This is a genomic window from Methylobacterium oryzae (assembly GCF_036441375.1).
GTDB lineage: Bacteria > Pseudomonadota > Alphaproteobacteria > Rhizobiales > Beijerinckiaceae > Methylobacterium > Methylobacterium oryzae_A.
The window spans coordinates 317,329-340,598 of the sequence record NZ_MLCA01000001.1; the positions used below are offsets into that span (position 1 = coordinate 317,329).

General features: G+C 71.0%; 18 protein-coding genes and 2 pseudogenes. 9 read left to right on the plus strand and 11 right to left on the minus strand.

Annotated features, from left to right (window positions below):
- Nucleotides 1–19: 19 nt before the first annotated feature.
- From MOTC310_RS01450 to MOTC310_RS01465, 4 genes are all read right to left on the minus strand, one after another.
- Entirely contained in the window at nt 20–871 is an 852-nt protein-coding gene (locus tag MOTC310_RS01450) for an ABC transporter permease subunit (RefSeq protein WP_331300552.1), read from the minus strand.
- Nucleotides 868–1,659 carry a taurine ABC transporter ATP-binding protein gene (locus tag MOTC310_RS01455; RefSeq protein WP_331300553.1) on the minus strand — a complete coding sequence of 264 codons (792 nt, stop codon included), beginning with the start codon at nt 1,657–1,659 and terminating at the stop codon, nt 868–870. Before MOTC310_RS01455 ends, MOTC310_RS01450 begins: the two co-directional genes overlap by 4 nt.
- A 23-nt stretch (nt 1,660–1,682) precedes the next feature.
- Nucleotides 1,683–2,696: a taurine ABC transporter substrate-binding protein gene (tauA, locus tag MOTC310_RS01460; protein ID WP_331289423.1), complete on the minus strand. Its 1,014-nt coding sequence runs from the start codon at nt 2,694–2,696 to the stop codon at nt 1,683–1,685.
- 523 nt (nt 2,697–3,219) lie between these two features.
- Nucleotides 3,220–4,896 (minus strand): methyl-accepting chemotaxis protein, encoded by a 1,677-nt coding sequence (locus MOTC310_RS01465; protein WP_331300554.1) that lies wholly within the window; start codon nt 4,894–4,896, stop codon nt 3,220–3,222.
- A gap of 538 nt (nt 4,897–5,434) precedes the next feature.
- Here MOTC310_RS01465 and MOTC310_RS01470 point away from each other — a divergent pair.
- A pseudogene (locus MOTC310_RS01470) lies at nt 5,435–5,611 on the plus strand (spore photoproduct lyase family protein); the annotation flags it as partial.
- Here MOTC310_RS01470 and MOTC310_RS01475 read toward each other — a convergent pair.
- The 4 genes and pseudogenes from MOTC310_RS01475 to MOTC310_RS01490 all read right to left on the minus strand — a co-directional run.
- A pseudogene (locus MOTC310_RS01475) lies at nt 5,607–6,092 on the minus strand (IS701 family transposase); the annotation flags it as partial. The pseudogenes MOTC310_RS01470 and MOTC310_RS01475 sit on opposite strands and share 5 nt — an antisense overlap.
- 260 nt (nt 6,093–6,352) lie before the next feature.
- Nucleotides 6,353–6,895 (minus strand): TetR/AcrR family transcriptional regulator, encoded by a 543-nt coding sequence (locus tag MOTC310_RS01480; RefSeq protein WP_331289472.1) that lies wholly within the window; start codon nt 6,893–6,895, stop codon nt 6,353–6,355.
- A 251-nt stretch (nt 6,896–7,146) separates the two neighbouring features.
- Complete coding sequence (locus tag MOTC310_RS01485) at nt 7,147–10,260, minus strand: efflux RND transporter permease subunit (RefSeq protein ID WP_331289471.1); 3,114 nt, start codon at nt 10,258–10,260, stop codon at nt 7,147–7,149.
- Nucleotides 10,257–11,342 carry an efflux RND transporter periplasmic adaptor subunit gene (locus tag MOTC310_RS01490; RefSeq protein ID WP_331300556.1) on the minus strand — a complete coding sequence of 362 codons (1,086 nt, stop codon included), beginning with the start codon at nt 11,340–11,342 and terminating at the stop codon, nt 10,257–10,259. The genes MOTC310_RS01485 and MOTC310_RS01490 overlap by 4 nt, the downstream gene beginning before the upstream one ends.
- Nucleotides 11,343–12,220: 878 nt before the next feature.
- On the opposite strand from MOTC310_RS01490, the gene MOTC310_RS01495 reads away from it, so the two are divergent.
- The gene (locus MOTC310_RS01495; protein WP_331289556.1) at nt 12,221–12,934 is read left to right on the plus strand and encodes an SDR family NAD(P)-dependent oxidoreductase; all 714 of its coding nucleotides are present in this window, start codon (nt 12,221–12,223) and stop codon (nt 12,932–12,934) included.
- Between the two features lie 519 nt (nt 12,935–13,453).
- Here MOTC310_RS01495 and MOTC310_RS01500 read toward each other — a convergent pair.
- On the minus strand, nt 13,454–14,161 hold the full coding sequence (locus tag MOTC310_RS01500; RefSeq protein ID WP_331289469.1) for a L,D-transpeptidase: 708 nt from the start codon (nt 14,159–14,161) through the stop codon (nt 13,454–13,456).
- 239 nt (nt 14,162–14,400) lie between these two features.
- Here MOTC310_RS01500 and MOTC310_RS01505 point away from each other — a divergent pair, with 239 nt between their 5' ends.
- The 4 genes from MOTC310_RS01505 to MOTC310_RS01520 all read left to right on the plus strand — a co-directional run bounded on the left by MOTC310_RS01505 (nt 14,401) and on the right by MOTC310_RS01520 (nt 18,207).
- Entirely contained in the window at nt 14,401–15,063 is a 663-nt protein-coding gene (locus MOTC310_RS01505) for a response regulator (RefSeq protein WP_331300557.1), read from the plus strand.
- On the plus strand, nt 15,060–16,376 hold the full coding sequence (locus tag MOTC310_RS01510; protein WP_331289467.1) for an ATP-binding protein: 1,317 nt from the start codon (nt 15,060–15,062) through the stop codon (nt 16,374–16,376). The genes MOTC310_RS01505 and MOTC310_RS01510 overlap by 4 nt, the downstream gene beginning before the upstream one ends.
- Before the next feature lie 233 nt (nt 16,377–16,609).
- Nucleotides 16,610–17,848 carry a molybdopterin-dependent oxidoreductase gene (locus MOTC310_RS01515; RefSeq protein WP_331289466.1) on the plus strand — a complete coding sequence of 413 codons (1,239 nt, stop codon included), beginning with the start codon at nt 16,610–16,612 and terminating at the stop codon, nt 17,846–17,848.
- A gap of 14 nt (nt 17,849–17,862) precedes the next feature.
- Complete coding sequence (locus tag MOTC310_RS01520; protein ID WP_331289465.1) at nt 17,863–18,207, plus strand: cytochrome c; 345 nt, start codon at nt 17,863–17,865, stop codon at nt 18,205–18,207.
- A 352-nt stretch (nt 18,208–18,559) separates the two neighbouring features.
- Here MOTC310_RS01520 and MOTC310_RS01525 read toward each other — a convergent pair whose 3' ends face one another.
- Nucleotides 18,560–19,702: a patatin-like phospholipase family protein gene (locus MOTC310_RS01525; protein WP_331289464.1), complete on the minus strand. Its 1,143-nt coding sequence runs from the start codon at nt 19,700–19,702 to the stop codon at nt 18,560–18,562.
- A gap of 98 nt (nt 19,703–19,800) precedes the next feature.
- A complete protein-coding gene (locus MOTC310_RS01530) occupies nt 19,801–20,787 on the minus strand; it encodes an NAD(P)/FAD-dependent oxidoreductase (protein ID WP_331289463.1) in 987 nt (328 codons plus the stop codon).
- A gap of 403 nt (nt 20,788–21,190) precedes the next feature.
- On the opposite strand from MOTC310_RS01530, the gene MOTC310_RS01535 reads away from it, so the two are divergent.
- The 3 genes from MOTC310_RS01535 to MOTC310_RS01545 all read left to right on the plus strand — a co-directional run bounded on the left by MOTC310_RS01535 (nt 21,191) and on the right by MOTC310_RS01545 (nt 23,057).
- Nucleotides 21,191–21,460, plus strand: a complete 270-nt coding sequence (locus MOTC310_RS01535) for a hypothetical protein (protein ID WP_331300558.1) — start codon at nt 21,191–21,193, stop codon at nt 21,458–21,460.
- Between the two features lie 500 nt (nt 21,461–21,960).
- Entirely contained in the window at nt 21,961–22,212 is a 252-nt protein-coding gene (locus tag MOTC310_RS01540) for a DUF6894 family protein (protein ID WP_331289461.1), read from the plus strand.
- Between the two features lie 92 nt (nt 22,213–22,304).
- Nucleotides 22,305–23,057 (plus strand): Crp/Fnr family transcriptional regulator, encoded by a 753-nt coding sequence (locus MOTC310_RS01545; protein ID WP_331289460.1) that lies wholly within the window; start codon nt 22,305–22,307, stop codon nt 23,055–23,057.
- The last annotated feature ends 213 nt before the right edge of the window (nt 23,058–23,270 follow it).

Genomic DNA, 23,270 nt, shown 5'->3' on the forward strand with positions numbered 1-23,270 from the left:
CCGGCCGGGCGCGGCGGATCTAGTGTTTCCCCCTCCAGGGCACCAGCACGCGTTCCAGGCACCGCATCCCGAGTTCGAACAGGCCCGCGAACAGGCCGATCACCAGGATGCCCATCAGCACCACGTCGGTGCGCAGGAAGTTCGATGCGTTGAGGACGAGCTGGCCGAGCCCGGCCTGGGCGGCCACCATCTCGGCGGCCACCAGGGTGGTCCAGCCCACACCCATGCCGATCCGCAGGCCGATCAGGATCTCCGGCAGCGCCGCCGGGAAGACCACGTGGCGCAGGACCTGCCAGCGGTTCGCCCCGAGGGCGCGCGCGGCGTTGATCTGGTCGATCGAGGCGGAGCGCACCCCCGCCCGCGCGGCGAGCGCCACCGGGGCGAGGCAGGCGAGGAAGATCAGCAGCACCTTCGACAGCTCGCCGATCCCGAACCAGATGATCATCAGCGGCAGGTAGGCGAGCGGCGGCAGGGGCCGGTAGAACTCGATCGGCGGGTCGAGGACGCCCCGGGCGATCCGGCTCGTGCCCATGGCGAGCCCGGCGGGGATCCCCACCAGGGCGGCGAGGCCGAAGGCGCCGAGGACGCGCAGGAGGCTGTCACCGATGTGGAGCCAGAGCGGGGCGCCGTCGATCTCCCCGCGCCAGGCCTGACCGAAGGCCGACAGGACCGCCTCCGGCGGCGGCAGGAACAGCGGCTTCACCCAGCCGGCCCGGGTAGCGACGACCCAGAGGCCGAGGGCTGCGAGAACGGTGGCGGTGCTGACCGCCGGCACCAGGATCCCGCCGCGGCGCCGGGCTCCGGGGCGTGCCCGCGGAGCCGCCGCCGAGTCCGGGGTCGCCGCCGGCGCGGCGCGAGTCAGCCCGCTCATCGGACGGCCTCGGGCCGGGCGCCGGCGCCGTGGCGGATCCGCGCGAGCACGCGCTCGCGCACGGCGATGAAGGCGGGATCCGACTTCACGGCCCGCGTGTCGCGGCCGCCGACCGCCGCCCGGGAGAAGGGCAGCTCCAGCGTCTCGACGATCCGGCCGGGCCGCGGACTCATGATCACCAGCCGGGTGGCGAGGAACACCGCTTCCTCGACGTCGTGGGTGATGAAGAAGGCCATCTTGCCGGTCCGGTGCCAGATCCGGAGGATCAGCTCCTGGATCTGCTCGCGGGTGAAGGCGTCCAGCGCGCCGAGCGGCTCGTCCATCAGCAGGGCGCGCGGGTCTCCGGCGAGCGCCCGGGCGAGGCCGACCCGCTGCTGCATGCCGCCCGAGAGCTCGTAGACCTTCCGGTCGGCGCAGTCGGACAGGCCCACGAGGTCGAGCATCGCGAGGGCGATCCGCCGCCGCTCCGCCCGGGGCACGCCCCGCATCTTCGGGCCGAAGGCCACGTTCTCGGCCACGTCCAGCCAGGGCATCAGCGCGTGGCGCTGGAACACCACGCCCCGCTCGGCCCCCGGAGCGCGGATCGGCACCCCGTCGAGGAGGACGCGACCCTCGGTGGGCGCCAGGAACCCCGCGACCGCCGACAGCAGGGTGGTCTTGCCGCAGCCCGAAGCGCCGAGCGCCACCACGAACTCCCCGGGACCGATGGTCAGGTCGATCCCCGACAGCGCGGCGACCGCGTCGGCGCCCGCCCCGTAGCGGACGCTCAGGTTGCGGATCTCGATCATGGGCCCTCCGGTCCGCGGACAGGCTATTTCCGGGCCGCGGCCACGTACTCCGCCGTGACGAACCGGGCGTAATCCGGCGCCAGCGCCTGCACGCGCCCCTGCGCCTTCAGGAACGCGGCGGTCTCGGTCAGGGCCTTGGCGGCCCCGCCGCCGAGCCAGGCCGGGGAGGCCTGCGCCTCCAGGGTCGGGAACCGGTAGGCCGCGAGGCTCGCCGGCACCTCCGCGGGCGTCGAGCCGGTGATCCTGGCCACCGCCGCCACTTCCGGCGCGTCGGCGCCCCAGGGCTTGGCGGCGTGGGCCGCGTCCTGGGCGGCGATCAGCGTGACGAGCGTCACCAGGAAGTCCCGGTTCCGCGATGCCCAGGCCCGGTCGACCACGAGGCCGTCGAAGGTCGCCTTGCCCCGGCGGGCGAGGTCGCCGGCCGAGACCACCACCGTGCCGGACTTCTTCACCCGGGCCAGAACCGGATCCCAGACGAAGGTCGCGTCGATGTCGCCGCGCTCCCAGGCGGCGGCGATCTCGGGCGGGCGCATGTTGAGGATGCGGACATCGGCTTGGCCCAGCCCGACCTCCGCCAGGGCGGCGATCAGCTGGTAGTGCGCGGTCGACACGAACGGCACCGCGATCGTCTTGCCGCGCAGGTCGGCCACGCGCGTGACGCCGCTGCCGGCGCGGGCCACGAGCTGCTCGGCATCGGCGATCTCGTCGAGGATCCAGAAGAGCTGAATGTCCAGCCCCTGCGAGGCGGCCGCCGCGATCGGGCTCGACCCCGCCTCGCCGATCTGGACGCTGCCCGAGGCCATGGCGCGGATCACGTCGCCGCCGCCGCCGAACTTGCGCCAGCGGATCGTGTAGCCGGTCGCCTTCTCGAGGGCGCCCGACTCCATCAGGGCGCGGAACGGGACCACCATGTCCTGATGGGCGAAGGTGACCTCCCGGTCGGCCGCGCGGGCGGCGCCGGGCGCCTGCGCGCCGAGAACCAGGGCGGACAGGGCGGCGAGCGCGACGGCGCGACGGTGCGGACCGGCTGATGTCATGAGATGTCCCCCTCTCCGGCCGGCCCGACGCGGGTGCGACTCGGGCGGCCGGGGCCAGGGTCGGCCAAGCTGGGCTTCGAAGGCAAGGGTCCGGGCGGACATCCCGCGCCGCGGCACCCGCGCGCGCGCGGGTCGCGCTCCGTCCGAGCCGCGCCCGGGATCTGCGCCGCGGCACGGCCCCCCGCGGTGGAGTGCGGGTCGGGGACCGGCACACCCGTTCGCGCGCGGAGCTCGCGCGTCGGGATTTTCATCTCCTCGAGGCGCGAGAGGTCAGATTCCGGTCTCCGGAGCGACCCGATCGGAGATGCCGCTCCTCGTCAGGCCGGGGGGCTCGGAGCGGCGGCGCGAGGCGGACACGCCGCCAGGCCGGGTCGATGCAGGGTCGATGCCGCGCCTGGCCCGGCACGGTCCGGCGTTCCGGACCTGTGGCCGGGGTCATCGCTCCTGATCGTCGCGCGCGGGAGAAGAAAATTTCGGCGTGCAAAACCCTCGTCCCGGTCCCGCGGAGGACCGCGCCCGATGCTCAGGCGGCGCGGACCGTGGCGAGGAAGCGCCCGACCTCGGCGGCGAGGTGTTCGGACTGGCGCGACAGCGCCGAGGCCGCGCCGAGCACCTGGTCCGCCGCCGCGCCCGTCTCCCCGGCCGCGCCCGCCACGCGCGCGATCGTGCCGGTCACGGCCCCGGTCCCGTGCGCAGCCTCGCCGACATTGCGCACGATCTCCTGCGTCGCCGCGCCCTGCTGCTCCACGGCGGCCGCGATCGACGTCGCCACGGCGTCGATGTCGCGGATCCGCGCCGTGATCGCGTCGACCGCGCCGACCGCCTGCCCGGTCACGCCCTGAACCCGCGCGATCTGGCCGGAGATCTCCGCCGTCGCCCGTGCGGTCTGCTCGGCCAGCGCCTTCACCTCGGAGGCCACGACCGCGAAGCCGCGCCCGGCGGTGCCGGCGCGGGCCGCCTCGATGGTGGCGTTGAGCGCCAGCAGGTTGGTCTGGCCGGCGATCGCGGCGATCAGCCCGGCGACGTCGCCGATCCGGGTCACCGCCGCGCTGAGCTCCTGGACCAGCGCGCCGGTCCGGTCGGCCTCGCCGACCGCCGCCTGGGCGAGGCCGGCCGAGCCCTGCACCTGCCGGCCGATCTCCTGCACCGACGCGCCCAGCTCCTCGGCCGCCGCCGCGACCGTGCTGACGTTCGTGGCCGCTTCCTCGGCCGCGGCCGCGACCGTGCGGGACTGGATCGAGGTCTCTCCGGCCAGGCCCGACATGGAGCCGGCGGTGGCCTGCAGCTCGGTGGCGGCGGCCGAGACCTGACCGATGATGCCGCCGACCGCGGCCTCGAAACCGTCCGCCATCTGGCGCATGCCGGCGCGGCGCTGCGCCTCGGCCGAGGCGCGGGCCCGCGCCGTCTCCGCCTCGAGCTGCCGGGTGCGGATCAGGTTGTCCTTGAACACCTGCACGGCGGCGGCCATCCGGCCGATCTCCTCGGCGCCCCCGGAGCGGGGCACCGCCCGCTCGAGATCCCCCGCGGCGAGGCCGTCCATCGTGTCGGTCAGCGCCCGGATCGGGCGGGCGACGCCCCGGCCGATCAGCGTCGCCAAGCCGGCGATGACCAGCGCGGCGAGGACGGCGCCGGCGAGGAGGCGCTGGAGGGCCGGGCGCAGCTGGTCCGCGGTGTCGTCCGCGTAGATCCCGGTGCCGATGATCCAGCCCCAGGGCGCGAACCCCTTCACGTAGGAGATCTTGGGCACGGGCCGGTCGAGACCCGGCTTGGGCCAGCTATAGGCGACGAAGCCCTCCCCCGCCCGGCGAACCTGCTCGACCACCGCGACGAAGAGGTGCTTGCCGGCCGGGTCGGCGAGGCCGCCGACATCCTGGCCGATCAGCGCGTCCTTCGGATGCAGCAGCATCCGCGGCTGCATGTCCTGGATCCAGAAATACTCGCTGCCGGCGTAGTGCAGGCCGCGGATCTCCGCGATCGCGGAGGCCTGGGCGGTCGCGCGGCTCATCCGCCCCGCCCGCTCCTCGCCCTCGAAATAGGCCAGCACCCCGTGCGCCGTCTCGACGAGGTTGCGGGTCTGCAGTTCGCGCGCGTCGCCGATCACCCGGGACAGGTCCCAGGCCGCCAGCCCGATCAGCACCGCCATGCCGAGCAGGGCCATCGCGGTGATCAGCTGGAGACGGGTGCCGATGCGCAGGGTCATGGGAGTCCAGGCGTCGTGGCGCAGGGCCGCCGCGTCTGCCGCGGGGCGCCTGCGCGAAAAGGGGGGGGCGTCGTGGAGGCTATAAGAGGCTGGAGGGCGCGAAGTTCGGCCGGCAAAGACGGCTTATGACATCACGGATAATAAGAAGTTATGGCAGAATAGGCCAGATTTTGGCGCTAATAGTATGCGTATATAGGGGCAGTACCGGGAAAGGGTGGGCTCCAGGCCGGAGGCCCACACGCGGCCCGGCCGGGCGGAGGGGGCGATCGCTCCCGACGCCGTCGGCCTCGCTTCGGGGCCGTTCCCGAGGCGCGAGAGGCGCGGGCCCCGCCCCGCCCCGCCTGCGGCATCGCGGGCGCGGCGAGATCTTCGTGGAGGAGCGCGTGAGCAGCTCGACCGGCGATTGCGGGTCGGTGAAGCGCTCCAGCCCGCGCACGCGCAGCGGGTTGAAGGTGATGATCTGCGCCCCCCGGCGCCGCGCCTCCTGGAGCGGGTGCAGCATCCGCGGCGCGTTCGACCCGACATTCTGGCCGAAGNGGTCAACCTCGGATGGCACCCGAAGGCCGAGGAGCTGCTCTGGCGGCCGGACATCCAGGAGGCGAAGGTCTCGGAGGGCGGGGGCGCCAACCTGCGCTACCGCGCCGGCTGGAAGGGAAGGTGGCTCGCCCGGTTCAAGGCCCTGCTCGCCGAGACGATGCCCTACTGCACTGATCGGCGGCCCAGGCCTCGGGCAGGAACAGCCGCCTGTCGATCAGCGCCTGGCCGTAGCGGCTGGCATAGGCCACGAACACACCGACCTGACAGTTGTCGATGCGCCCGGCCGTTCCGGAGTACTGCCGCGCCACGCCGACGGAGTGCGCGCCCTTCTTCAGAAAGCCGGTCTCGTCGACCACCAGCACCGCGTCAGGGTCGGCCAGAGCCTCGGCTGCATAGGTCCGCACGAGATCGCGCGCCGCGTCCGCGTCCCATCGCCCCCGTCCCAGGACGGCCTGTAACCGATGCGGCCGCGCGTCACCCGCGCGCTCGGCCAGTAGCCAGCCTGTCTTGCGTTCGACGCCGGATAGGAGCCCGTCGAGATAGTGCCCGATCGACGTTCGCAACTCGCGCCGCCGCACGCACAGCCCAACGCGATCCTTCAACGATGCGAGCTCCCGCTCCCAGGCCAACAGCGAACCAGACCAAGACGCCACCGACATCGCCAAGCCTCCGCTCTCGCAGACGGCCAGCGGACCACATCACGCCTTGATACGCAACTGTAGTACTAAGAGGGGGGCGGTGATGTGGGGCGGGCGAGGCTCCCTGCGCGGCTCAGCGAGTCGCTGCGGCAGCCCGGAGCCTCACGGCCGGCATTCGCGGCGTCGAAGATGCGTCCCGATCAACGGTGGCGATCCGATCGCCGTCACCTGCACCGTGCCGCCGGGGAGACGGACTCGGCCCTGCGCCGTCCCGGAATGGCTCAGCCCGGGATGGTGGAGCGCGCCGCCTCGAGCAGTTCGTCGGCCAGCGCCTCGTCGTCGACGCCTCGCGCCAGCACGACCGCCCCCACCATGGTCGCCAGTGCGATCAGGGAGCGCTGCCTGCGGCGCTCTTTCGACGCTCTGGGCAACCTGTCCGCGACGACGCCGGCGAGCCCCTTGACCGCCTGCGTGAACCGCGCCCGCAGGACGCTCCCGGGAGGTTCACGCCCGACGTCGTTCACCAGTGCCGCGACGGGGCAGCCTCGCCCCGGCGTCCGGACGTGCCCCAGAGAGAGATAGTTCTCGAGGAAAGCGTCGAGGTTCGCTCGGTATTCGGCGCTGATCGCGGCGTCGAACGCCTCCGCGGCGAGGGCATCCTTGCTGGCGAACTGACCGTAGAAGCCGCCATGGGTCAGGCCGGCGGCCGCCATGATGTCGACGACGCCGATGCCGTGCAGGCCGCGCTCCCGAAACAGGGCCGACGCGACCTCGACCACGCGCTGGCGATTCAGCTTGGCTTGCTCCTGCGAGACCCTTGGCATCGTACCGTCCTTCGCTCCGCCAGCTCACATAGATGCGAAATGTCATTTATTGAAGGGACGGCAAGCCTCGGAGTTTCGCGGCGCGGCGGGTGGCGATGTCGGGCTCGCGTCACGGCTGCCGGTCAGAGCTGTCGACCGGTCCGCGCGAGGGGGCGAAGCGCAGACCGGCCGATGCACCGCGCGTTCAGGATCCGAACGCGCGATCTCGGGATGCCCCGGAACGCGGGGCACCGGTGCGGCTGATGCCGGGGTCAGGGCTCGGCCGGCACGGGCACCGGCTCGGAGCCGGATGCGGTCTGCCGCGCGGGCGCGTCCCGCGCCACCCGGAACCAGAGCGCGTAGAGGGCGGGCAGGAACAGCAGTGTCAGGAGCGTCCCGATCCCGACGCCGCCGATCAGCACGTAGGCCAGCGCCCCCCAGAACACCGAGTGGGTCAGCGGGATGAAGGCGAGCATCGCGGCCGCCGCCGTCAGGATCACCGGACGGGCCCGCCGCACCGTCGATTCCACGATGGCCTCGTAGTCCGACAGCCCGGCCGCGCGGTCGTGGTGGATCTGGTCCACCAGGATCAGCGTGTTGCGCATCAGGATGCCCGACAGCGCGATCAGCCCGAGGATCGCGTTGAAGCCGAAGGGCTGGTGAAAGACCAGCAGCGTCGGGACGGCGCCGACGAGGCCGAGCGGTGCGGTCGCGAACACCATGACCATCGTGGTGAACGACCGGACCTGCAGCATGATGACGGTCAGCGTCACGATCAGCATCGGCGGGAAGACCGCCACCAGCGCCGTCATCGCCTTCTCGCTCTCCTCGACCGAGCCGGCCGTGTCGATGCGGTAGCCCGGCGGCAGCTTCGCCTTGATCGCGGCGAGTTCGGGAAAGATCTGCGCGTGGATGTCCGGCGGCTGCTTGCCGTCGAGTACGTCGCCCTGCACGCGGATGTAGGTCTCGCGGTTGTAGCGCTTGAGCACCGCGTCCTCGGTGCGGCTCTCCAGATGCGCGACCTGGGAGAGCGGCACCTGCCGCCCGTCCCGGGTGGCCAGCGTCAGGTCGCCGATGTCGCCGAGCGAGCGGCGCTCGGGGCCGGGGCTGCGCAGGAGCACGTCCACGGCGCGCAGGTTCTCGCGGACCTGGGTCGCCGGCGTCCCGGTGAGGTAGCTCTGCAGCTGCTGGCCGGCCTCCTTCGGCGTCAGGCCGATCAGGCGCAGGCGCTCCTGGTCGAGCGCGAGGTGCAGGCTCGGCGTCCGGTCGCCCCAATCGAGATGGACGAGGCGCATGTTGGGGTTGGCCATCATGACGTCGCGCACCTCCGCGGCGATGCCCCGGATGATGTCGAGGTCGGGCCCGACCACCCGGAAGGCGACGGGGAAGCGCACCGGCGGCCCGAACACGATCTGCAGCACCCGCACCCGCGCCTCGGGGAAGCGGCCCTCGTCGACGAGTTGGCGCACCTTGCCGCGCAACACGTCGCGGGCGGGGGCGTCGGCGGTCTGCACGACGATCTGCGCGAAGGCGGGATCGGGCAGCTCCGGATCGAAGGACAGCACGAAGCGCGGCATGCCCTGGCCGATATAGCTCGTGATCTCGCCCGCCTCGGGGAGCGCGCGCACGGCCGCCTCGACCTTCCTGACGCTCGCCTCCGTGGTCGCGAAGGCGGAGCCGGTCGGCAGCGTCACCTCGACGATGAGCTCGGAGCGCTCCGAGTTCGGGAAGAACTGCTTCTCGACCCTGCCCATGCCGACGACGGCGAGGGCGAACAGCGCCACGGTGATGCCGGCGGCCATCCACTTGCGATCGACCGAGAGCCGCACGACACGGCGCAGGCGCTCGTAGTTCCGGGTGGCGTAGATCGCCGCGTGCCCGCCTTCCACCGTCCTGATGTCCGGCAGGAGCTTGACCCCGAGATAGGGCGTGAAGGTCACGGCCACGATCCACGAGACGATCAGCGCGAACGCCACCACCCAGAAGATGTTGCCGGCATACTCGCCCGCCGTGGAGGCCGCGAAGCCCACGGGGAGAAAGCCCGCGATGGTGACGAGCGTGCCGGTGAGCATCGGCGCGGCCGTTGTGCTCCAGGCATAGGTCGCCGCCGAGATGCGGTCGGCGCCCTCCTCCATGCGCACCACCATCATCTCGATGGCGATGATGGCGTCGTCGACGAGGAGACCGAGCGAGATGATCAGGGCCCCGAGCGTGATCCGGTCGAAGTCGCGGCCGGTGACCATCATGACCACGAACACGGCCGAGAGGGTCAGCGGCACCGCCAGCGCGACCACGATGCCGACCCGGAAGCCCAGCGCCGCGAGGCTGACGAGGATCACCACCGCGAGCGCGGTGAAGAACTTGACCATGAACTCGTGGATGGCGTCGTCGATCACCTTCGCCTGGTCGGTGATCTTGGTGAAGGTCACGCCGGTCGGGAGCGCGTGACGGATCGCGACCTCTTCGGCGTTGAGCGCCTCGCCGAGGCTGAGGCCGTTGAAGCCCGGCTTCATCACGAGGCCGAGCACCAGGGCCGGCTCGCCGTCGTTGCGGATCGCGAAGACCTTCGGGTCCTCGTAGCCGCGCTTCACCGCGGCGATGTCGCCGAGCTTGAGGCTGCGGCCGCCGGCCGCCACCGGAAGGTTGCGGATCGCGTCGAGGCCGTCGATGGCGCCGTCGAGCCGCAGGTACACGCGCGGTCCGTCGGCCTCGACGAAGCCGGCCGGCGTCACGTCGTTCTGGTTGGCCAAGGCGGCCAGGAGCTGCTGTCCGGTGATGCCCAGAGTCGCGAGGCGCTGGTAGGAGACTTCGACGAAGATCTTCTGCGCCTGCTCGCCGAGGATGTTGATCTTCTCGACGCCGGGCACGCGCAGCAGCCGCTGGCGCAGATCCTCGGCGCGCAGCACGAGGGCCCGGTGCGGCAGCCCCTGCGCCTGGAGCGCGTAGAGGGCGAAGTAGACGTCCGAGAACTCGTCGTTGAACAGCGGGCCCAGCACGCCCCGCGGGAGGCTGGCGGCCTGGTCGGAGAGCTTCTTGCGCGCCTGGTAGAACTCCGACTGCAGCCTGGCCGGCGGCATGTTGTCCTTGAAAAAGACCTTCATCAGCATCAGGCCGGGACGGACGGTCGTCTCGACGCGGTCGTAGTAGACGAGTTCCTGGAGCCGCTTCTCGAGCGGGTCGGCGACCTGCCGCTGCATCTCGTCCGCGGTCGCGCCGGGCCACGCGGCCGAGACCGCCATGGTCTTGACCGTGAAGGTCGGGTCCTCGGCGCGTCCGAGCTTCTCGAACGCGAAGATGCCGGCCGCGGTGACCGCGAGCAGGAGGAACAGCGTGACGGCGCGCTCGCGCACCGCCAGGGCCGAGAGATTGAAGCTGGAGGGGTTCATCGGCCGGCCTCCGCCAGGCCCGCGGTCGCCGGCCGGACCTTCTGGCCGGCCCTGAGCAGGTGGGCGCCGAGCGAGACGATGCAGTCGCCGGGGTTCAGGCCGGAGGCGACCTCGGCGCTCTCCTCCGACAGGTGCGCGACGGTGACCGGCTGCGCCGCGACGGTCTGGGTCTCGGCGTCGTAGCGCCAGACGGCCGGGCCGCGGCCCTGGTCGAACAGGGCCCCGAGGGGGACGGACACCGGAGCCTCGGCCGGGGCCCGGGCGGGCACCAGCTGGAGCGTGACGGTCGCCCCGAGGGGCGCGGTCTCGCCGCCGCCCGAGAGGATGTAGCGGGCGCGGTAGGTGCGGGTCGCCGGGTCGGCCGTCGCCGACAATTCCCGGAGCCTGGCCGGATAGGTGGTCTCGCCCTCGGCGTAGAGGGTCGCCGACGCCGTGCCCTTCGCCAGCTGCCGGCTCCCCTCCGGCAGGAACACCTCCGCCTCGCGGGCGCCGTCGCGGGCGAGCTTCACCACCGTCTGCCCGGCAGCGACGACCTGCCCGGGCTCGCTCGGCACCTCCATCACGACCCCGTCGGCATCGGCCTGAAGCTCGGAATAGCCGGCCTGATTGGCGATCTGGCTCGCCTGAGCCTCGGCGTTGGCAAAGTGGGCGATGGCCGCATCCGCCGCGGCCTTGTTCTGGTCGTAGGTCTGCTTCGACGTCCATCCGTCGCCGACGAGTTTGCGGCTGCGCTCCTCGTCGGCCCTGGCCTTGATCATCTGCGCGCGGGCCGCTTCGACCGAGGCGCGGGCCGCGTTGAGCGCCAGGGTGAAGTCGGTCCGGTCGAGCCGCATCAGGGGCTGCCCGAGGCGCACGGGGTCGCCCGGATCGACGAGGCGCTCGAAGATCTTGCCGCCGACCCGGAAGCCGAGGTTGCTCTCGGTGCGAGCCCGGATCACGCCGGTGTAGCGCGCGGCTTTCCCGGTGGCGGGCGCGACCGCGATGGTCTGCACCAGCGGCGGCTCCGGCGTGACGGCGGTCTCGGCCGGCGAGCAGGCCGTGAGGGCCAAGCCGGCGAGCCCGATCACCCATCTCGCGTCCATCGCCGTACCCCGTGATCAGCCGCGCCATAAAAATTATGTTCATCATTTATTATGGCGCGGCACCGTCGTCAACGGCGCCCGCGGCGTTCGGTCTGCGGGGTCGTTTCGACGAGGACGAGGATCTCCGGCCGATCGGAGAAGCCTGAGTGAATCTCGAGCCGACGCGCCGACTCTGCGCATGGCCGATGGCGAGGATCGGTGCGCGTCGAGGACAGCTCTCCGTGAGCGGAAGATCAGGATCTGTCTCCTGTTCCGAACAACCGGGATCGGCGGCTCGCAGGAAACGGTACGCCGCTTCTCAGACGCGTATTCTGAACTGGCGCGTCAGGGACGGCTCATCGATGTCTCATTTCGGCGGGTCTCCGGCGTCCGCCGGTCTCCCCGGCCCAGGGACAGGACGACCGGGTCTCTGACAGCGCCAACAGCCGCATGACGGTGCGGGCCCGTGACGTGTTGGCGTTCCCGCGGCCGCACACGCGTTCGCGGCCCGCGACCACGGCTTCGCGACGGGCCGGCCGAACAGGCCGAGCGCGGCGTGGCCGACCCTGTGCGCGGCGTGGCTGCACGGCGCCGGGGTTCCGGCCTTAGCGGGCCTGCGGGCAGCCATCCTCCCGAAGCCGAGCCGCGATCGCGGAGACGAGCGATGAACGGAGAACGTCGCGCGCCTCGATCGCCCTCGCCCCGGTCCTCCCGAAGGGGCGGGGAATGGCCGCGGCGCCGCCCTGGCGCCGCGGCACCGGGCCGCCGGCGTGCCGGGTTAGCCAAACCTCCCCTGTCTGCGCGGAATGGCCCTGGGTGAGGGTTCGCAGACCTTGCACGCGACGTTCGGCACCCCTTCAGTGGAGAGCCAGGGATACTTCCCGTTCGCGGTGTGCCGTATGAGCAGCGCAGTCGTCTTCGGAGCCTCGGGCGGCATCGGCCAGGCGCTCGTCGCAGCCCTCGCAGAGGGCGGAACTTACGCGCGCATCTTCGCCCTCTCGCGCTCGCGGGCGTCCCAGCCCGAGTCCGTCCAGTCCTTGTCCGTCGATATCACGGACGAGGCTTCGATCGCGGCGGCGGCCGAGGCTGTCGGCGCGGCGGGACCGGTCGGGCTGGTCCTCGTCGCCAGCGGTCTGCTGCACGGGTCGGGCATCGCGCCGGAGAAGGCGATCCGCGCGCTCGATCCGGCCGCGATGACCGCGGTGTTCGCCGTCAACACCGTCGGTCCCGCCCTCGTGGCCAAGCATTTCATCCCGTTGATGCCGCGTGACGGGCGCGGCGTTTTCGCCGCTCTTTCGGCGCGCGTCGGGTCGATCGGCGACAATCGCCTGGGTGGATGGTACGCCTACAGAGCCTCGAAGGCGGCGCTGAACCAGATCCTCCGCACGCTCGCCGTCGAGACGGCGCGCACTCATCCGGAGCTGATCGTCGTCGGTCTTCATCCCGGAACCGTGCGCACGGCCTTGTCGCGACCGTTTCGCCCGATTGCCGGGACACCCGGCGTGTTCTCGCCGGATGAGTGTGCGGCTCGGCTGCTGCAGGTCGTGTCGGGGCTGCAGATCAACGATTCCGGTCACGTCTGGGCGTGGGATGGGCAGTTAATTCCACCTTGATCCAGGCCCGGTCCGACGCCCAGAGGCGGCATGGTTCGTGGCCGTAGGCGCGTACGTCCCGCCGCCGTGCGGCCCTCGATCCGTCCCGCCGCCATTCAGCGCCGGTCACGATCCCGGCGTCCGTGCCGGCGCGACCGGCGGCTGCGCCGAGTGATGGTGTGGCAGCGCACCTGGCGGGCTGAGCGACGCCGCCCAGGCGCGCGGCCCAACCTCCGCGCGGTTGTCCCCGGCGCGGCTCGTGCCCAGATCGTCAGCGCGGGGTCGCGACGGCGTCGCGGTCTCGCAGCCCTCCACGAGGGCGTTTCCTCCCAAGACTTCGGGCCGCTCCACAGGGGCGGCCTTTTTTCTGCCTGCGCGCCTGCGACCGCAACGCTTGCCTTGGCCCGGTGCCCGAGGCGGTCGCGCCGCCGCGAGACGCGGTCACGGGCGGAAACGCGATGACAGGCCGATGAGGGGCCGCGAGCGGCATGTCCGTCGGCGGATGGGTCTCCGTGACGATCCGCGGGCGTCCAGGGCAGATCACTCGACGTCACTCTCCGGCATCGAGCCCGTCGCACGTGAAGCCACGGCCCCGTGCCCGCTGAGGACGACGACCCGCGTGCCCACCGGGACGCGCCGGTGCAGATCGATGACGTCTTGGTTCAGCATGCGGATGCAGCCCGACGACACGGCTTCGCCGATGCTCCAAGGCTCCGTCGTACCGTGAATGCGGTAGAGCGTGTCGTGGCCGTCCTTGTACAGGTACAGCGCGCGCGCGCCGAGCGGATTGCCCGCGCCGCCCGGCATGCCGCCGGCCCAGCGTCCGTTGCGCTCGGGCTCGCGCCGCAGCATGTCCGGCGTGGGCGTCCACCGGGGCCAGTTGGCCTTCCGCCCGACCGTCGCGCTGCCGGTGAACTCCAACCCGGCTTTGCCCACGCCAACCCCGTAGCGCATGGCTTTGCCGCCCTCCATCACGAGGTAGAGGAAGCGGTTGTGGGGATCGACAATCAGGGTGCCTGGCTGCTCCCGCGTCGGGTAGTCGACGACGCGGCGCACGTAGTTCACCTTGAGGTCGGTCGGGCTGATCGCCGCGACCGAGAAGGGCTCGTCGGTGAGGGCCGCATATTGGCGGAGCACGTCCGGGCTGAATTGTTGGGCCAACGTCGCGACCTCGGGCCGCGCGCCCGTCGAGGCGTTGCAGGCGCCGAGGACCGATGCCACAGCCAGGATCGCGGCGAGGCGCAGCACGCTCCCGCGCGCGGCGGGGGACCGCTCCTCGCCCGCAGCACCGCTGGCTGTCCCCCGATCCCGGCCCGGCATGGATGCGCCGCGGCGCGGGTCACGGCGGCGAGCGGGCGATGTATGAGCGGAGTGCGGCATGGCGGAGGCGCGGTCGGTTCTGCGATCAGGTCGCGGCTGGTCCGAAACGCAGCTTAAGCCAGGCTTAAGGTGGCGCCCTATGGTGCTCCCCGGCCCAGGAGACACCCGTGCGCCTGCTCGTCGTCGAGGATGATCCTATTCTATCGGACGGTCTGAAGGTCGGGCTCGGCCTGTCGGGCTCGACCGTGGACTGCGTCGGCACCTGCGAGGACGCGGTGTCTGCCCTCATCGCCACCGATTTCTCCGCGATCGTGCTCGACCTCATGCTGCCGGACGGCTCGGGGCTCGATGTGCTGCGCACCCTCCGCGCGCGCGGCGACCGAACTCCGGTCGTGCTGCTGACGGCGCGCGACGGGGTCGCCGACCGTATCGCAGGCCTCGACGGCGGTGCCGACGACTATGTCGGCAAGCCCTTCGACCTCGACGAACTCTCCGCCCGGATCAGGGCGGTGGTCCGCCGGGCGGCCGGGCGGGCTTCGGCGACTCTGGTGCACGGTGCGATCCGGCTCGACCCGGGCCGTTTCGCCGTGACCGTCGATCACAGACCCGTTCCGGTGTCGCGACGGGAATTCATGGTGCTGGCCGCCCTGATGGAGCGTCCGAGTGTCCTGCACTCCAAGTCGGATTTGGAGGAGCAGCTTTACGGTTGGCAGGAAGAGGTCGAGAGCAACGCCGTGGAAGTCCACATCCACAACCTGCGTGCCAAGATCGGACGGCACGCGATCGAGACGGTGCGCGGTCTCGGCTACCGGATGAGGGCCATCGCGTGAGCGCACTTCGCACGAGACTCTTCGTCGTCCTGCTCGTCGCCACCGGCTTGATCTGGCTCAGCGCCGTCCTGTGGATCTACGTCAGCTCGAAGCGGGAGGTGGAGCACTTCGTCGACACGCAGCTGCAGGAGGCCGCCCGCATGGTGATCTCGGTCGCCGACCGGGTCGGGGCCAGTCCGGTCCCGGGGGGGCAGGAGACGCCCATCCCCGCGCTGGACTACGCGCATCAGCTCACCTGCCAGATCTGGTCGCTGTCGGGGAGCATGCTGGCGCGCTCGAGCGGCGCGCCCGAGCACCGCATGACGGACGCGTCTTCGGGGTTCTCGGAGCGCGCCATCAACGGTGATACGTGGCGCGTCTTCACGCTCGAGGATCCGCGCAAGGGCATTCGCGTCATGGTCGGTGATCGGCTCGGCATGCGCGAGCGCTTGGCCAACGACCTCGTCCGCAGCTTCGTGATGCCGGTGCTCCTCGTCGTGCCCCTGCTCGCCCTCCTGATCTGGGTCAGTCTCGGACGCGGCCTGCGCCCGCTGCGGCGCATGGCCCGGGACATCGCGGCGCGCGATGCCGACGACATGCGCGCCATCGATGCCGGGCGGGCGCCGGACGAGGTGCGGCCGCTCGCCGACGCCCTGAACGCCCTGTTCCTCAAGGTGGAGACGGCCCGCCGCCATGAGAGAACGGTGACCGCCTTCGCCGCCCATGAGCTGCGCACACCGCTCGCCGGGCTGAAGACCCAGGCGCAGGTCGCGATGGCCAGCACGGATCCGAGCGTCGTGAAGGCGGCCCTGCGGCAGATCCTGACGGCCGTCGACCAGACCACACGGCTCGTGCGCCAGCTGCTCGATGCCGCCAGACTCGATGCCGAGACGGACGAGCGCCCGTTGATCGACGTCGAGGTGGGTGCCCTGATCGCCGAGACGATCGACGGGATGCGGGTCGACGAGCGCATCCGCACGCTCGTCGATCCGCGCCTGCGCGACCTCAAGATGCGGGGCGATCCGGAGAGCTTGCGGCTGGCCATCCGCAATCTCCACGAGAACGCCGTCCAGCACATGGGGGCCGGCACGATCGAGTGGGGCCTGAATGCGACCGGCACCGGCTTCTTCGTGCGCGACCAGGGACCGGGCATTCCCGAGGAGGAGCTGCCGCATGTGACGACGCGCTTCTTCCGCGGCCGTCACAAGAGTGCGTCGGGGAGCGGGCTCGGCCTCGCGATCACAGAGATGGCGGCACGGCGAAGCCGGCTCGCACTCCTCTTGCGCAATCGCCAGGACGGCTCCGGGCTGCAGGTCGATCTCGAAGCCGCGTGAGCCACGCGCGGGCCTCGTCCTGCGCGGGGCGCAGTATCCGCGGCTGCGTCCTCGGCCGATGGCACCGGCCGCGACGAACGCATCATCTGCGGCGTCCCGCACCCTCTGCGCGCCGGTCCCTCCGGGCGCAGGGACCTTCGGCGATGAGCTGCCGCGCACTTAAGGCAGCCTTAAGCTGAGGAGGACGGGTGCTCGCCGCCGACCGCGACGGGTCGGCGGAGCGAGATACCCGCGTGACACAGGACGACACCACTTCAGCGTCGGTTCCGAGCCGCCGCCGCTTCCTGGCGGCGGCATCGGCGGGAGGGCTGGGCCTGCTCACCCGCCGAGCCCGGGGCGAGACGGTCGATTTCCGCGTCTCCGGCGGCCCGAGCACGCGGCCGATGACGACCACCTACCCCGAGAAGGGGCGCATGATCGTCCAGCGCACGCGGCCGCCGTGGCTGGAGACGCCCTTCGACGTCTTCGATCGCGGCGTGTTCACGCCCAACGATCAGCACTTCGTGAGCTGGCACTGGGCGACGTTTCCGACCCATGTCGACGTCGACACCTTCGCCCTCAGGGTGCACGGGCTGGTCGAGCGTCCACTCTTCCTCTCGTTGAAGGACTTGATGCACGATCTGCCCCGGTTCGAGATCGCCGCGGTCAGCCAATGCGCCGGCAACTCGCGCCTCTACGCCAACCCCCGCGTGGCCGGCGCCCAGTGGGCGAACGGCTCGATGAGCAACGCCGTCTATACCGGCGTGCGCCTCCGGGATGTTCTCGACCGCGCGGGCGTGAAGGCCGGCGCCGGCCATGTCCGGTTCGGCGGCCTCGACGGGCCGATGCTGCCGGACGCTCCGAAATTCGTGAAATCCCTGACCGTCGATCACGCGCGGGACGGCGAGGTGATGCTCGCCTTCGCCATGAACGGCGAGCAATTGCCGATGCTGAACGGCTTCCCGCTGAAGCTGATCGTCCCCGGGTGGTCCGCCGTCTACTGGATCAAGATGCTCAACGACGTCGAGGTCATGGACAAGCCCGATCCCAGTGTGTGGACGACGCGCAGTTACCGCGTTCCCGACACGGCCAATCACACGGTCGAGCCGGGTCAGACAGGCTACGACCTGATCCCGATCACGCGGAACGTCCCGCGCGCGTTCGTGACCAACCTCAGGCCGGGCGACACCGTCCCGGCTGGCGCACCGCAGCCCGTCCGCGGCATCGCCTTCGGGGGCGACAGCGGCGTCGCGGTGGTGGACCTGTCGCTCGACGGCGGCAGAACCTGGCGGTCGACGACACTCGGTCGGGATGAGGGTACCTACAGCTTCCGCCAATGGCAGACCACGGTGACCCTTCAAGGCAGAGGGGCGCACGGGCTGATGGCCCGGTGCACGAACACAGGGGGAGCGGTCCAACCGATGCGACGGGTTTGGAACCCCGGCGGCTACCTGACCAACCAGGTCGAGACCCTCGATATCCGTGCCGCCTGAGGGAGAGCTGCGCCATGTTTCGACACACCCGCATCGCCCTGCTGGCCGCATCGCTTGCCACCTTCCCGGCCGGCCTGCCGGCGGCGACCGCGACGCCGCTCGAACTTCACCCGAAGCCCGAGGTCGACCTGCCCGTCGGCGACGATGTCGGCTTCCCGGAGGGGCCGGGGTCGGATGTCATCGCGTCCAACTGCACCGCCTGCCACTCTGCCGACCACACGCTCAATCAGCCGGCTCTGTCCCGTGACGAGTGGCGCAAGGTCGTGGACAAGATGATCGCCGCCTACAAGGCCCCGATCACCTCCGAGGACGCGCGCACGATCGTCGACTACTTGGACCGGGTCAAAGGCGAGCGATAGCCGCTGAGGGCGATCCTGAGGCTGAAGTCGCGCCACGCCGTCAGGTCCGGCAGGCCGTCTCGGCCTCAGGCCGCAGCGGGCCGCCGCTCCACACGCGGACCCCGACGCGATCCCGGGAGCGGGCCGCAGCGGATCGACGGCCCTTTTGGTTCGGTCGCAGATCTTCGTGGACGGGCGATCGAGCTTCTGGATCGCCGCCCTGCACGGGACGTCCTCGAGGCGTGGCACGCCGTCGGAGAGGCGCGCAGACACAGATCTGTGTGTCGGGCCGGAGCCGTGTTCCGCCGAGGTCCCGACACGCCGCGCTGTCCCGAGCATCACCGCAACGCTCGGTCGCGGCGGGTGCCTCTGCTTACGCGTCGTCCGGCCACGCGCCCCGGCCGCGCTCTTCGCCCGGGCCCGGTGGTGGGCGCGATGCCGGGACCGCGTCATCCTCCAGCCGGGCAGGGGCCGCCGGGTCCGACTGCTCGGGCCGGCCGCAGGCGACGTAGGTGAACCGGCGGTGTTCGGACCCGCTGCGGGACAGGTGCTCCAGGCCGTCGCGGGCGTCCCGCTCGCCCGCCGCCCAGCGGTCACGGATCGAGGAAGGCGAGAAGTCGAAGCTCTTGGCGGCGAGCTGGTCCGCGCCTGCTTGGTAGACGAGGTGCAGCAGTGTCACCGCCGGACCGGCCGGATCGAGCTCCTGTCTCAGGTCGTACTCCCGCTTCAGGCTGGCGATGGCCCGGCGCGACGAACTGCCGAAGATGAGGTCGTTGGCGCGCTCCAGCACCGCGTCGAGGGAGGCCGGCCGCGGCGCCCGCGGGCTGAACAGGTCCGAGGCGATGCAGAGCAGGTCCCGCTCGGGCTCGGTCGCGAAGACCGGGTCCAGGGGCAGATTGATCGTGTAGCCGGCGTCACACAGGACGCGCCCGTCCACCTCGACCGGCGGGAAGGCGGGGAGGATGGCGGTGCTGGCCAGGATGTGCTCGGGCCGGATCGTCTCGCGAGCCGAGTCGAAGTAAACCTCCTCACCGCTCTCGATATCGACGCAGGCGACCGTCAGGCGCGTGTCCCCCCGGTTCAGGCGCTCGAAGTCGATGAGGCGGGTCATGGTCTGGAGGAGCGGCGCGTTGTCGAACAGGGCGACGTCGTTCGGCACCCAGGGCAGCGCCGACCACGCGCCGGGTAGCCGATGGCGGAAAATGTTCGGCCGGCCCCAGACGAGGGCCATGAGAGCGTGCAGGCCGTTGTAGACCTGGCGCGGCTTCAGCAGTCCGGCCGGGCTCAGCACTGCGCCGAGCGTCGCCTCCTCCCAGAAGCGGCGGAGCTGGGCGACCCTGTCCTCGGCGGCATTGCCCGCGATGATCGCGGCGGTCACGGCGCCGATGGACGCGCCCACGACCCAATTCGGCCGGAGCCCGCGGCTGTGGAGCGCCTCGTAGGCCCCGGCATGGTAGGCCCCGACAGCGTTGCCGCCGGCCAGGACCAGGGCGAGATCGCGCGCGCGTTCCGTCATCCCGACTTTCGCTTTCCGAGGGTCTCGAAGGCCGTAATCGGACCGACACGGATGAGTTCCGTCACCGCCTCCGGCGGCGGGGAGCGCCGCGGGCGGGATCATGCGCCCGGTTTCGCCGCGCCGCCGTCCACCTCCTCCTCGGTGGGGAGTTCGCAGCGATTGTGGATGTCGGTGGCTGCCACCGCACCGTGGCCCATGGCGACCACGATCTGGTCGAGGCCGCGCACGACCCCGCCGGCCGCGTACAGACCCGGCACCGTCGTGCGGTTGTGCTCGTCGACGTTCAGCGCCCCCGTCCCGTCATGGTCGGCCCCGAGCGCGACCGCGAGCTCCGAGCGGATCTTCAATCCCAGGGCCGAGTAGAGCACCTCGAAGCGGTGCTCGGCGCCGCAGGCCGTGCGCAGCACGGAGATCCGGTCCGCCTCGACGTCGAGATCGATGACCGGGTCGCGGACGATCTTGATGCCGTGCTTCGCGACGCGCGCGGAGCCGTCCGCGTCGAGATCCAGATCGCGGCCGAGGGTCAACAAGGTCACGTCGCGGGAGTAGGTGCGCGCGACGAAGACCGCCTCGCCCAGGCCTCTGTCGCCGTGGCCGATGACCCCGATGCGTCGGCCTCGGGCCTCGTATCCGTCGCAGATCGGGCAGTAGCGCACCAGTCCGCGCCGGACGGCGTCGGGCAGGTCGGGAAAGTTGGGTTCGACGTCGTCTGCGCCCGTCGCGAGCAGCACCCGACGCGCCCGGACCTCGATCGGGACGTTGGCGTCGGCGCGCGTTATCCTGGCGACGAAGCTGCCCTCCGCCTTGTGCAGGGCCGTGACGGTCCCGTGCACGACGCGGCCGCCGTAGCGGGCGACGTGTTCCCGCTGGCGAGCGAGGATCTCCTTGCCGGAGACACCCTCGGCGAAGACCGGGACGTTGTGGCTCGTCGGGATCCAGGAGGCGCGCGAATCCCCCGCATCCGCGATCATGAACCGGCGTTCGAAGCGCGCGAGGTAGAGCGCGGCCGTCAGGCCCGCCGGGCCGCCGCCGACGATCAGGCAGTCGAGCGGCACATCCGCGGGCGTGGACCAGAGATCGGTCATCGATCCACCTTCACCAGAGCCGTCTCGCAGCACGGCCCGAACCGCGCGATCGATGATCCCGCTCCCTGCAACGAAGCGCTCACCCTCCGGAACACTGGTCACCCGCGGCCGGTTCACGGCTCCGCCGCCGTCCGCGGCCCCCGGCGCCCAGCCCACTCCGACGCGCCCTCGATTCACGCCCACGCGGTCGACAGCCTGCCGACGGAAGCGGGCAAGTGTAAGTCACTGGTTCGAGGCTGCAAGCAGGCGTTGGCAAAACCCGCTCGTGACGGAGCTCGTGACTGAGGAAGAGGCAGGTGCGGTGGGGGTCGGGGGCAGACCGGCAGGCTGGAGGATCGTGAAGACCATTGCGTGCTGCTACGGTGCGGCCTGATGGCGAAGGTAGACCGAGGCGAGGGGGGCCATGACGCGGGCTGGGGACGTGGAACGACTGTCGCTCGACTATGTGTCCGTCGAGGATCTGAATGCCGCGCTCTGCGTGTTCCGCCGATTGCCGCTGGAGCTGCTGGGCTTCCTGATCCTGATGCCGATCGTCGTCATCGGTCTCTCCCGGCTCGGGACGGCCCTCGCGCCCTCCTACGGCCTCTACATCTTCGGGCAATCCTTCGTGACCTGGGGCCTGCTTCTGATGCTCGCCCTGCTGTTCGCGCTGCTCCGGTCGCGCCGGCCGTGAGTCGGCGTCGAACCCAGCATCCTGGAGACGGGCGCCCCGCAGAGGTCTGTGGTGTTCGGAGGAGGGATCGACATGACGGGCGAACCGGACCTGGCAGGGCGCTGCGTGCTGGTGGTGGAGGATGATTACGACGTTGCCACCGGCGCGGCGCGGGTCCTGCGCGGCGCGGGCGCGTAGGTTGTCGATATCGATCCCGGTCCGGACCCGTCGTTCAAGCTGGCCGAGATGCCGAAGGATCGCGGCGAATCTCGAGTTCTCGTTCGGATCCGGCAGGCCGGACGTTTGTTCTGCGCACGGATTCTATCGGGCGCCTGACAGGCCTCGTGCACATCGGGGCGGCTTCGGAGACCGAGCGGCCGGCTCGCTTCGGAGCAGACGCGTCGCGATGGGGACAGTCCCCGGCCGACTTATGCCAGCTGCGCGGACGTCGGCGGTGCTCGGAAAGAAACTTGCGTTACAAACTGGGGTTGTCGGGTCGTGAAGCCCTCCCGGCAGGACCCATGCCCATCTACTTCATCGACACGAACAACGACGACACGTTCGTTGAGGATGACCAGGGTCAAGATCTCCCGGATGCTGAGGCGGCTCGAGAGGCCGCCTTGGCCGCGCTGCCGGATATGGCGCGAGACAAGTTGCCGGACGGCGATCACCGGACCTTCTGCGCCAGCGTGCGCGATCAGACCGGCGTTGTGATCTACGAGGCATCGCTGACGCTCGTCGGCACGTGGAAGGCAGGCGGCTCAGCACCGTAGAGGCCGGCGCGTGCGCGCCTGTGCAGAAACCTGATCGCGTCCCCGGCATTCAGCCAGCAGAGAGATGGTCCTCTCGCCCGGACGGAAGCGAGATGATGGCGTTACCTGACCGATCCGGCCGGCATCCCTTTGTCCGCAAGGTGGAGAGCATCGCGCTCACTCCGATAACCCGGGACGAGCGGGCCGCCCTTCTCGCCTTGCCGATGCAGGTCGCCCAGTTCGACGCCGCTCAGGATATCGTGCGCGAGGGGGACCGGCCCAGCCGCTGCTTCGCCTTGCTCGAAGGGTTCGCGTGCGCCTCCAAAACCTCTCAGGCGGGCAAGCGTCAGGTGATGGCCTATTACGTCGCCGGCGACATCCCCGACCTCCAGAGTCTGCACCTGAGGGTGCTCGACAACAGTGTCTCGACGGTCAGCCCCTGCCGGGTTGGCTTCGTCCAGCATGAGGCGCTGCGGACGCTGTTCCGCGCGCATCCGGGTCTTGTCGAGGCATTCTGGCGCTCGACGCTGATCGATGCTGCCGTGGTGCGCGAGGGGATGCTGAACATCGGCCGACGCGAAGCCTACGCGCGCATGGCCCACCTATTCTGCGAGCTCGTCACCCGCCTCGACGCGGTCGGCCTGGTGTTGGACCGAACCTGCGAGTTGCCCATGACGCAGTCCGAACTGGCGGATGCCCTCGGCATCACGCCGGTGCACGTCAACCGCACGTTGCGGGATCTGAAGGCTGCGGAACTGGTGACGCTCAGCGGTCGCCGCCTGTCCGTGCTCGACTGGGACGGCCTGAAGACCGCCGCGGAGTTTGACCCGGCCTACCTGCATCTTGCCCGCTTCGACCGTGCTTGAACTGCCGCGAGGTCGGACCGGCGGAGATCCGTTCCGAGTGGTCATCCTGGGGGCGGCCCAGCCCGGCCGCAGACAGCGGTCAGAGGATCCCGGAAGCGGCCATAGGCCGACGCACCGAGGCGGATAAGGCTGGCCCGAGATGCTGCACGCGGAAGACCTTGAAGCACCGCGGCTCCATGTCGGGTGGTTTGATCCGGACGTTTCGGACGCCGG

Bases quoted from the DNA above. Each gene is read 5' to 3' on its own strand.
- MOTC310_RS01450 (WP_331300552.1), bottom strand. From the start codon at position 871: ATGAGCGGGCTGACTCGCGCCGCGCCGGCGGCGACCCCGGACTCGGCG.
- MOTC310_RS01455 (WP_331300553.1), bottom strand. From the start codon at position 1,659: ATGATCGAGATCCGCAACCTGAGCGTCCGCTACGGGGCGGGCGCCGAC.
- tauA (WP_331289423.1), bottom strand. From the start codon at position 2,696: ATGACATCAGCCGGTCCGCACCGTCGCGCCGTCGCGCTCGCCGCCCTG.
- MOTC310_RS01465 (WP_331300554.1), bottom strand. From the start codon at position 4,896: ATGACCCTGCGCATCGGCACCCGTCTCCAGCTGATCACCGCGATGGCC.
- MOTC310_RS01480 (WP_331289472.1), bottom strand. From the start codon at position 6,895: ATGCCAAGGGTCTCGCAGGAGCAAGCCAAGCTGAATCGCCAGCGCGTG.
- MOTC310_RS01485 (WP_331289471.1), bottom strand. From the start codon at position 10,260: ATGAACCCCTCCAGCTTCAATCTCTCGGCCCTGGCGGTGCGCGAGCGC.
- MOTC310_RS01490 (WP_331300556.1), bottom strand. From the start codon at position 11,342: ATGGACGCGAGATGGGTGATCGGGCTCGCCGGCTTGGCCCTCACGGCC.
- MOTC310_RS01495 (WP_331289556.1), top strand. From the start codon at position 12,221: ATGAGCAGCGCAGTCGTCTTCGGAGCCTCGGGCGGCATCGGCCAGGCG.
- MOTC310_RS01520 (WP_331289465.1), top strand. From the start codon at position 17,863: ATGTTTCGACACACCCGCATCGCCCTGCTGGCCGCATCGCTTGCCACC.
- MOTC310_RS01525 (WP_331289464.1), bottom strand. From the start codon at position 19,702: ATGACGGAACGCGCGCGCGATCTCGCCCTGGTCCTGGCCGGCGGCAAC.
- MOTC310_RS01530 (WP_331289463.1), bottom strand. From the start codon at position 20,787: ATGACCGATCTCTGGTCCACGCCCGCGGATGTGCCGCTCGACTGCCTG.
- MOTC310_RS01535 (WP_331300558.1), top strand. From the start codon at position 21,191: ATGACGCGGGCTGGGGACGTGGAACGACTGTCGCTCGACTATGTGTCC.
- MOTC310_RS01540 (WP_331289461.1), top strand. From the start codon at position 21,961: ATGCCCATCTACTTCATCGACACGAACAACGACGACACGTTCGTTGAG.
- MOTC310_RS01545 (WP_331289460.1), top strand. From the start codon at position 22,305: ATGATGGCGTTACCTGACCGATCCGGCCGGCATCCCTTTGTCCGCAAG.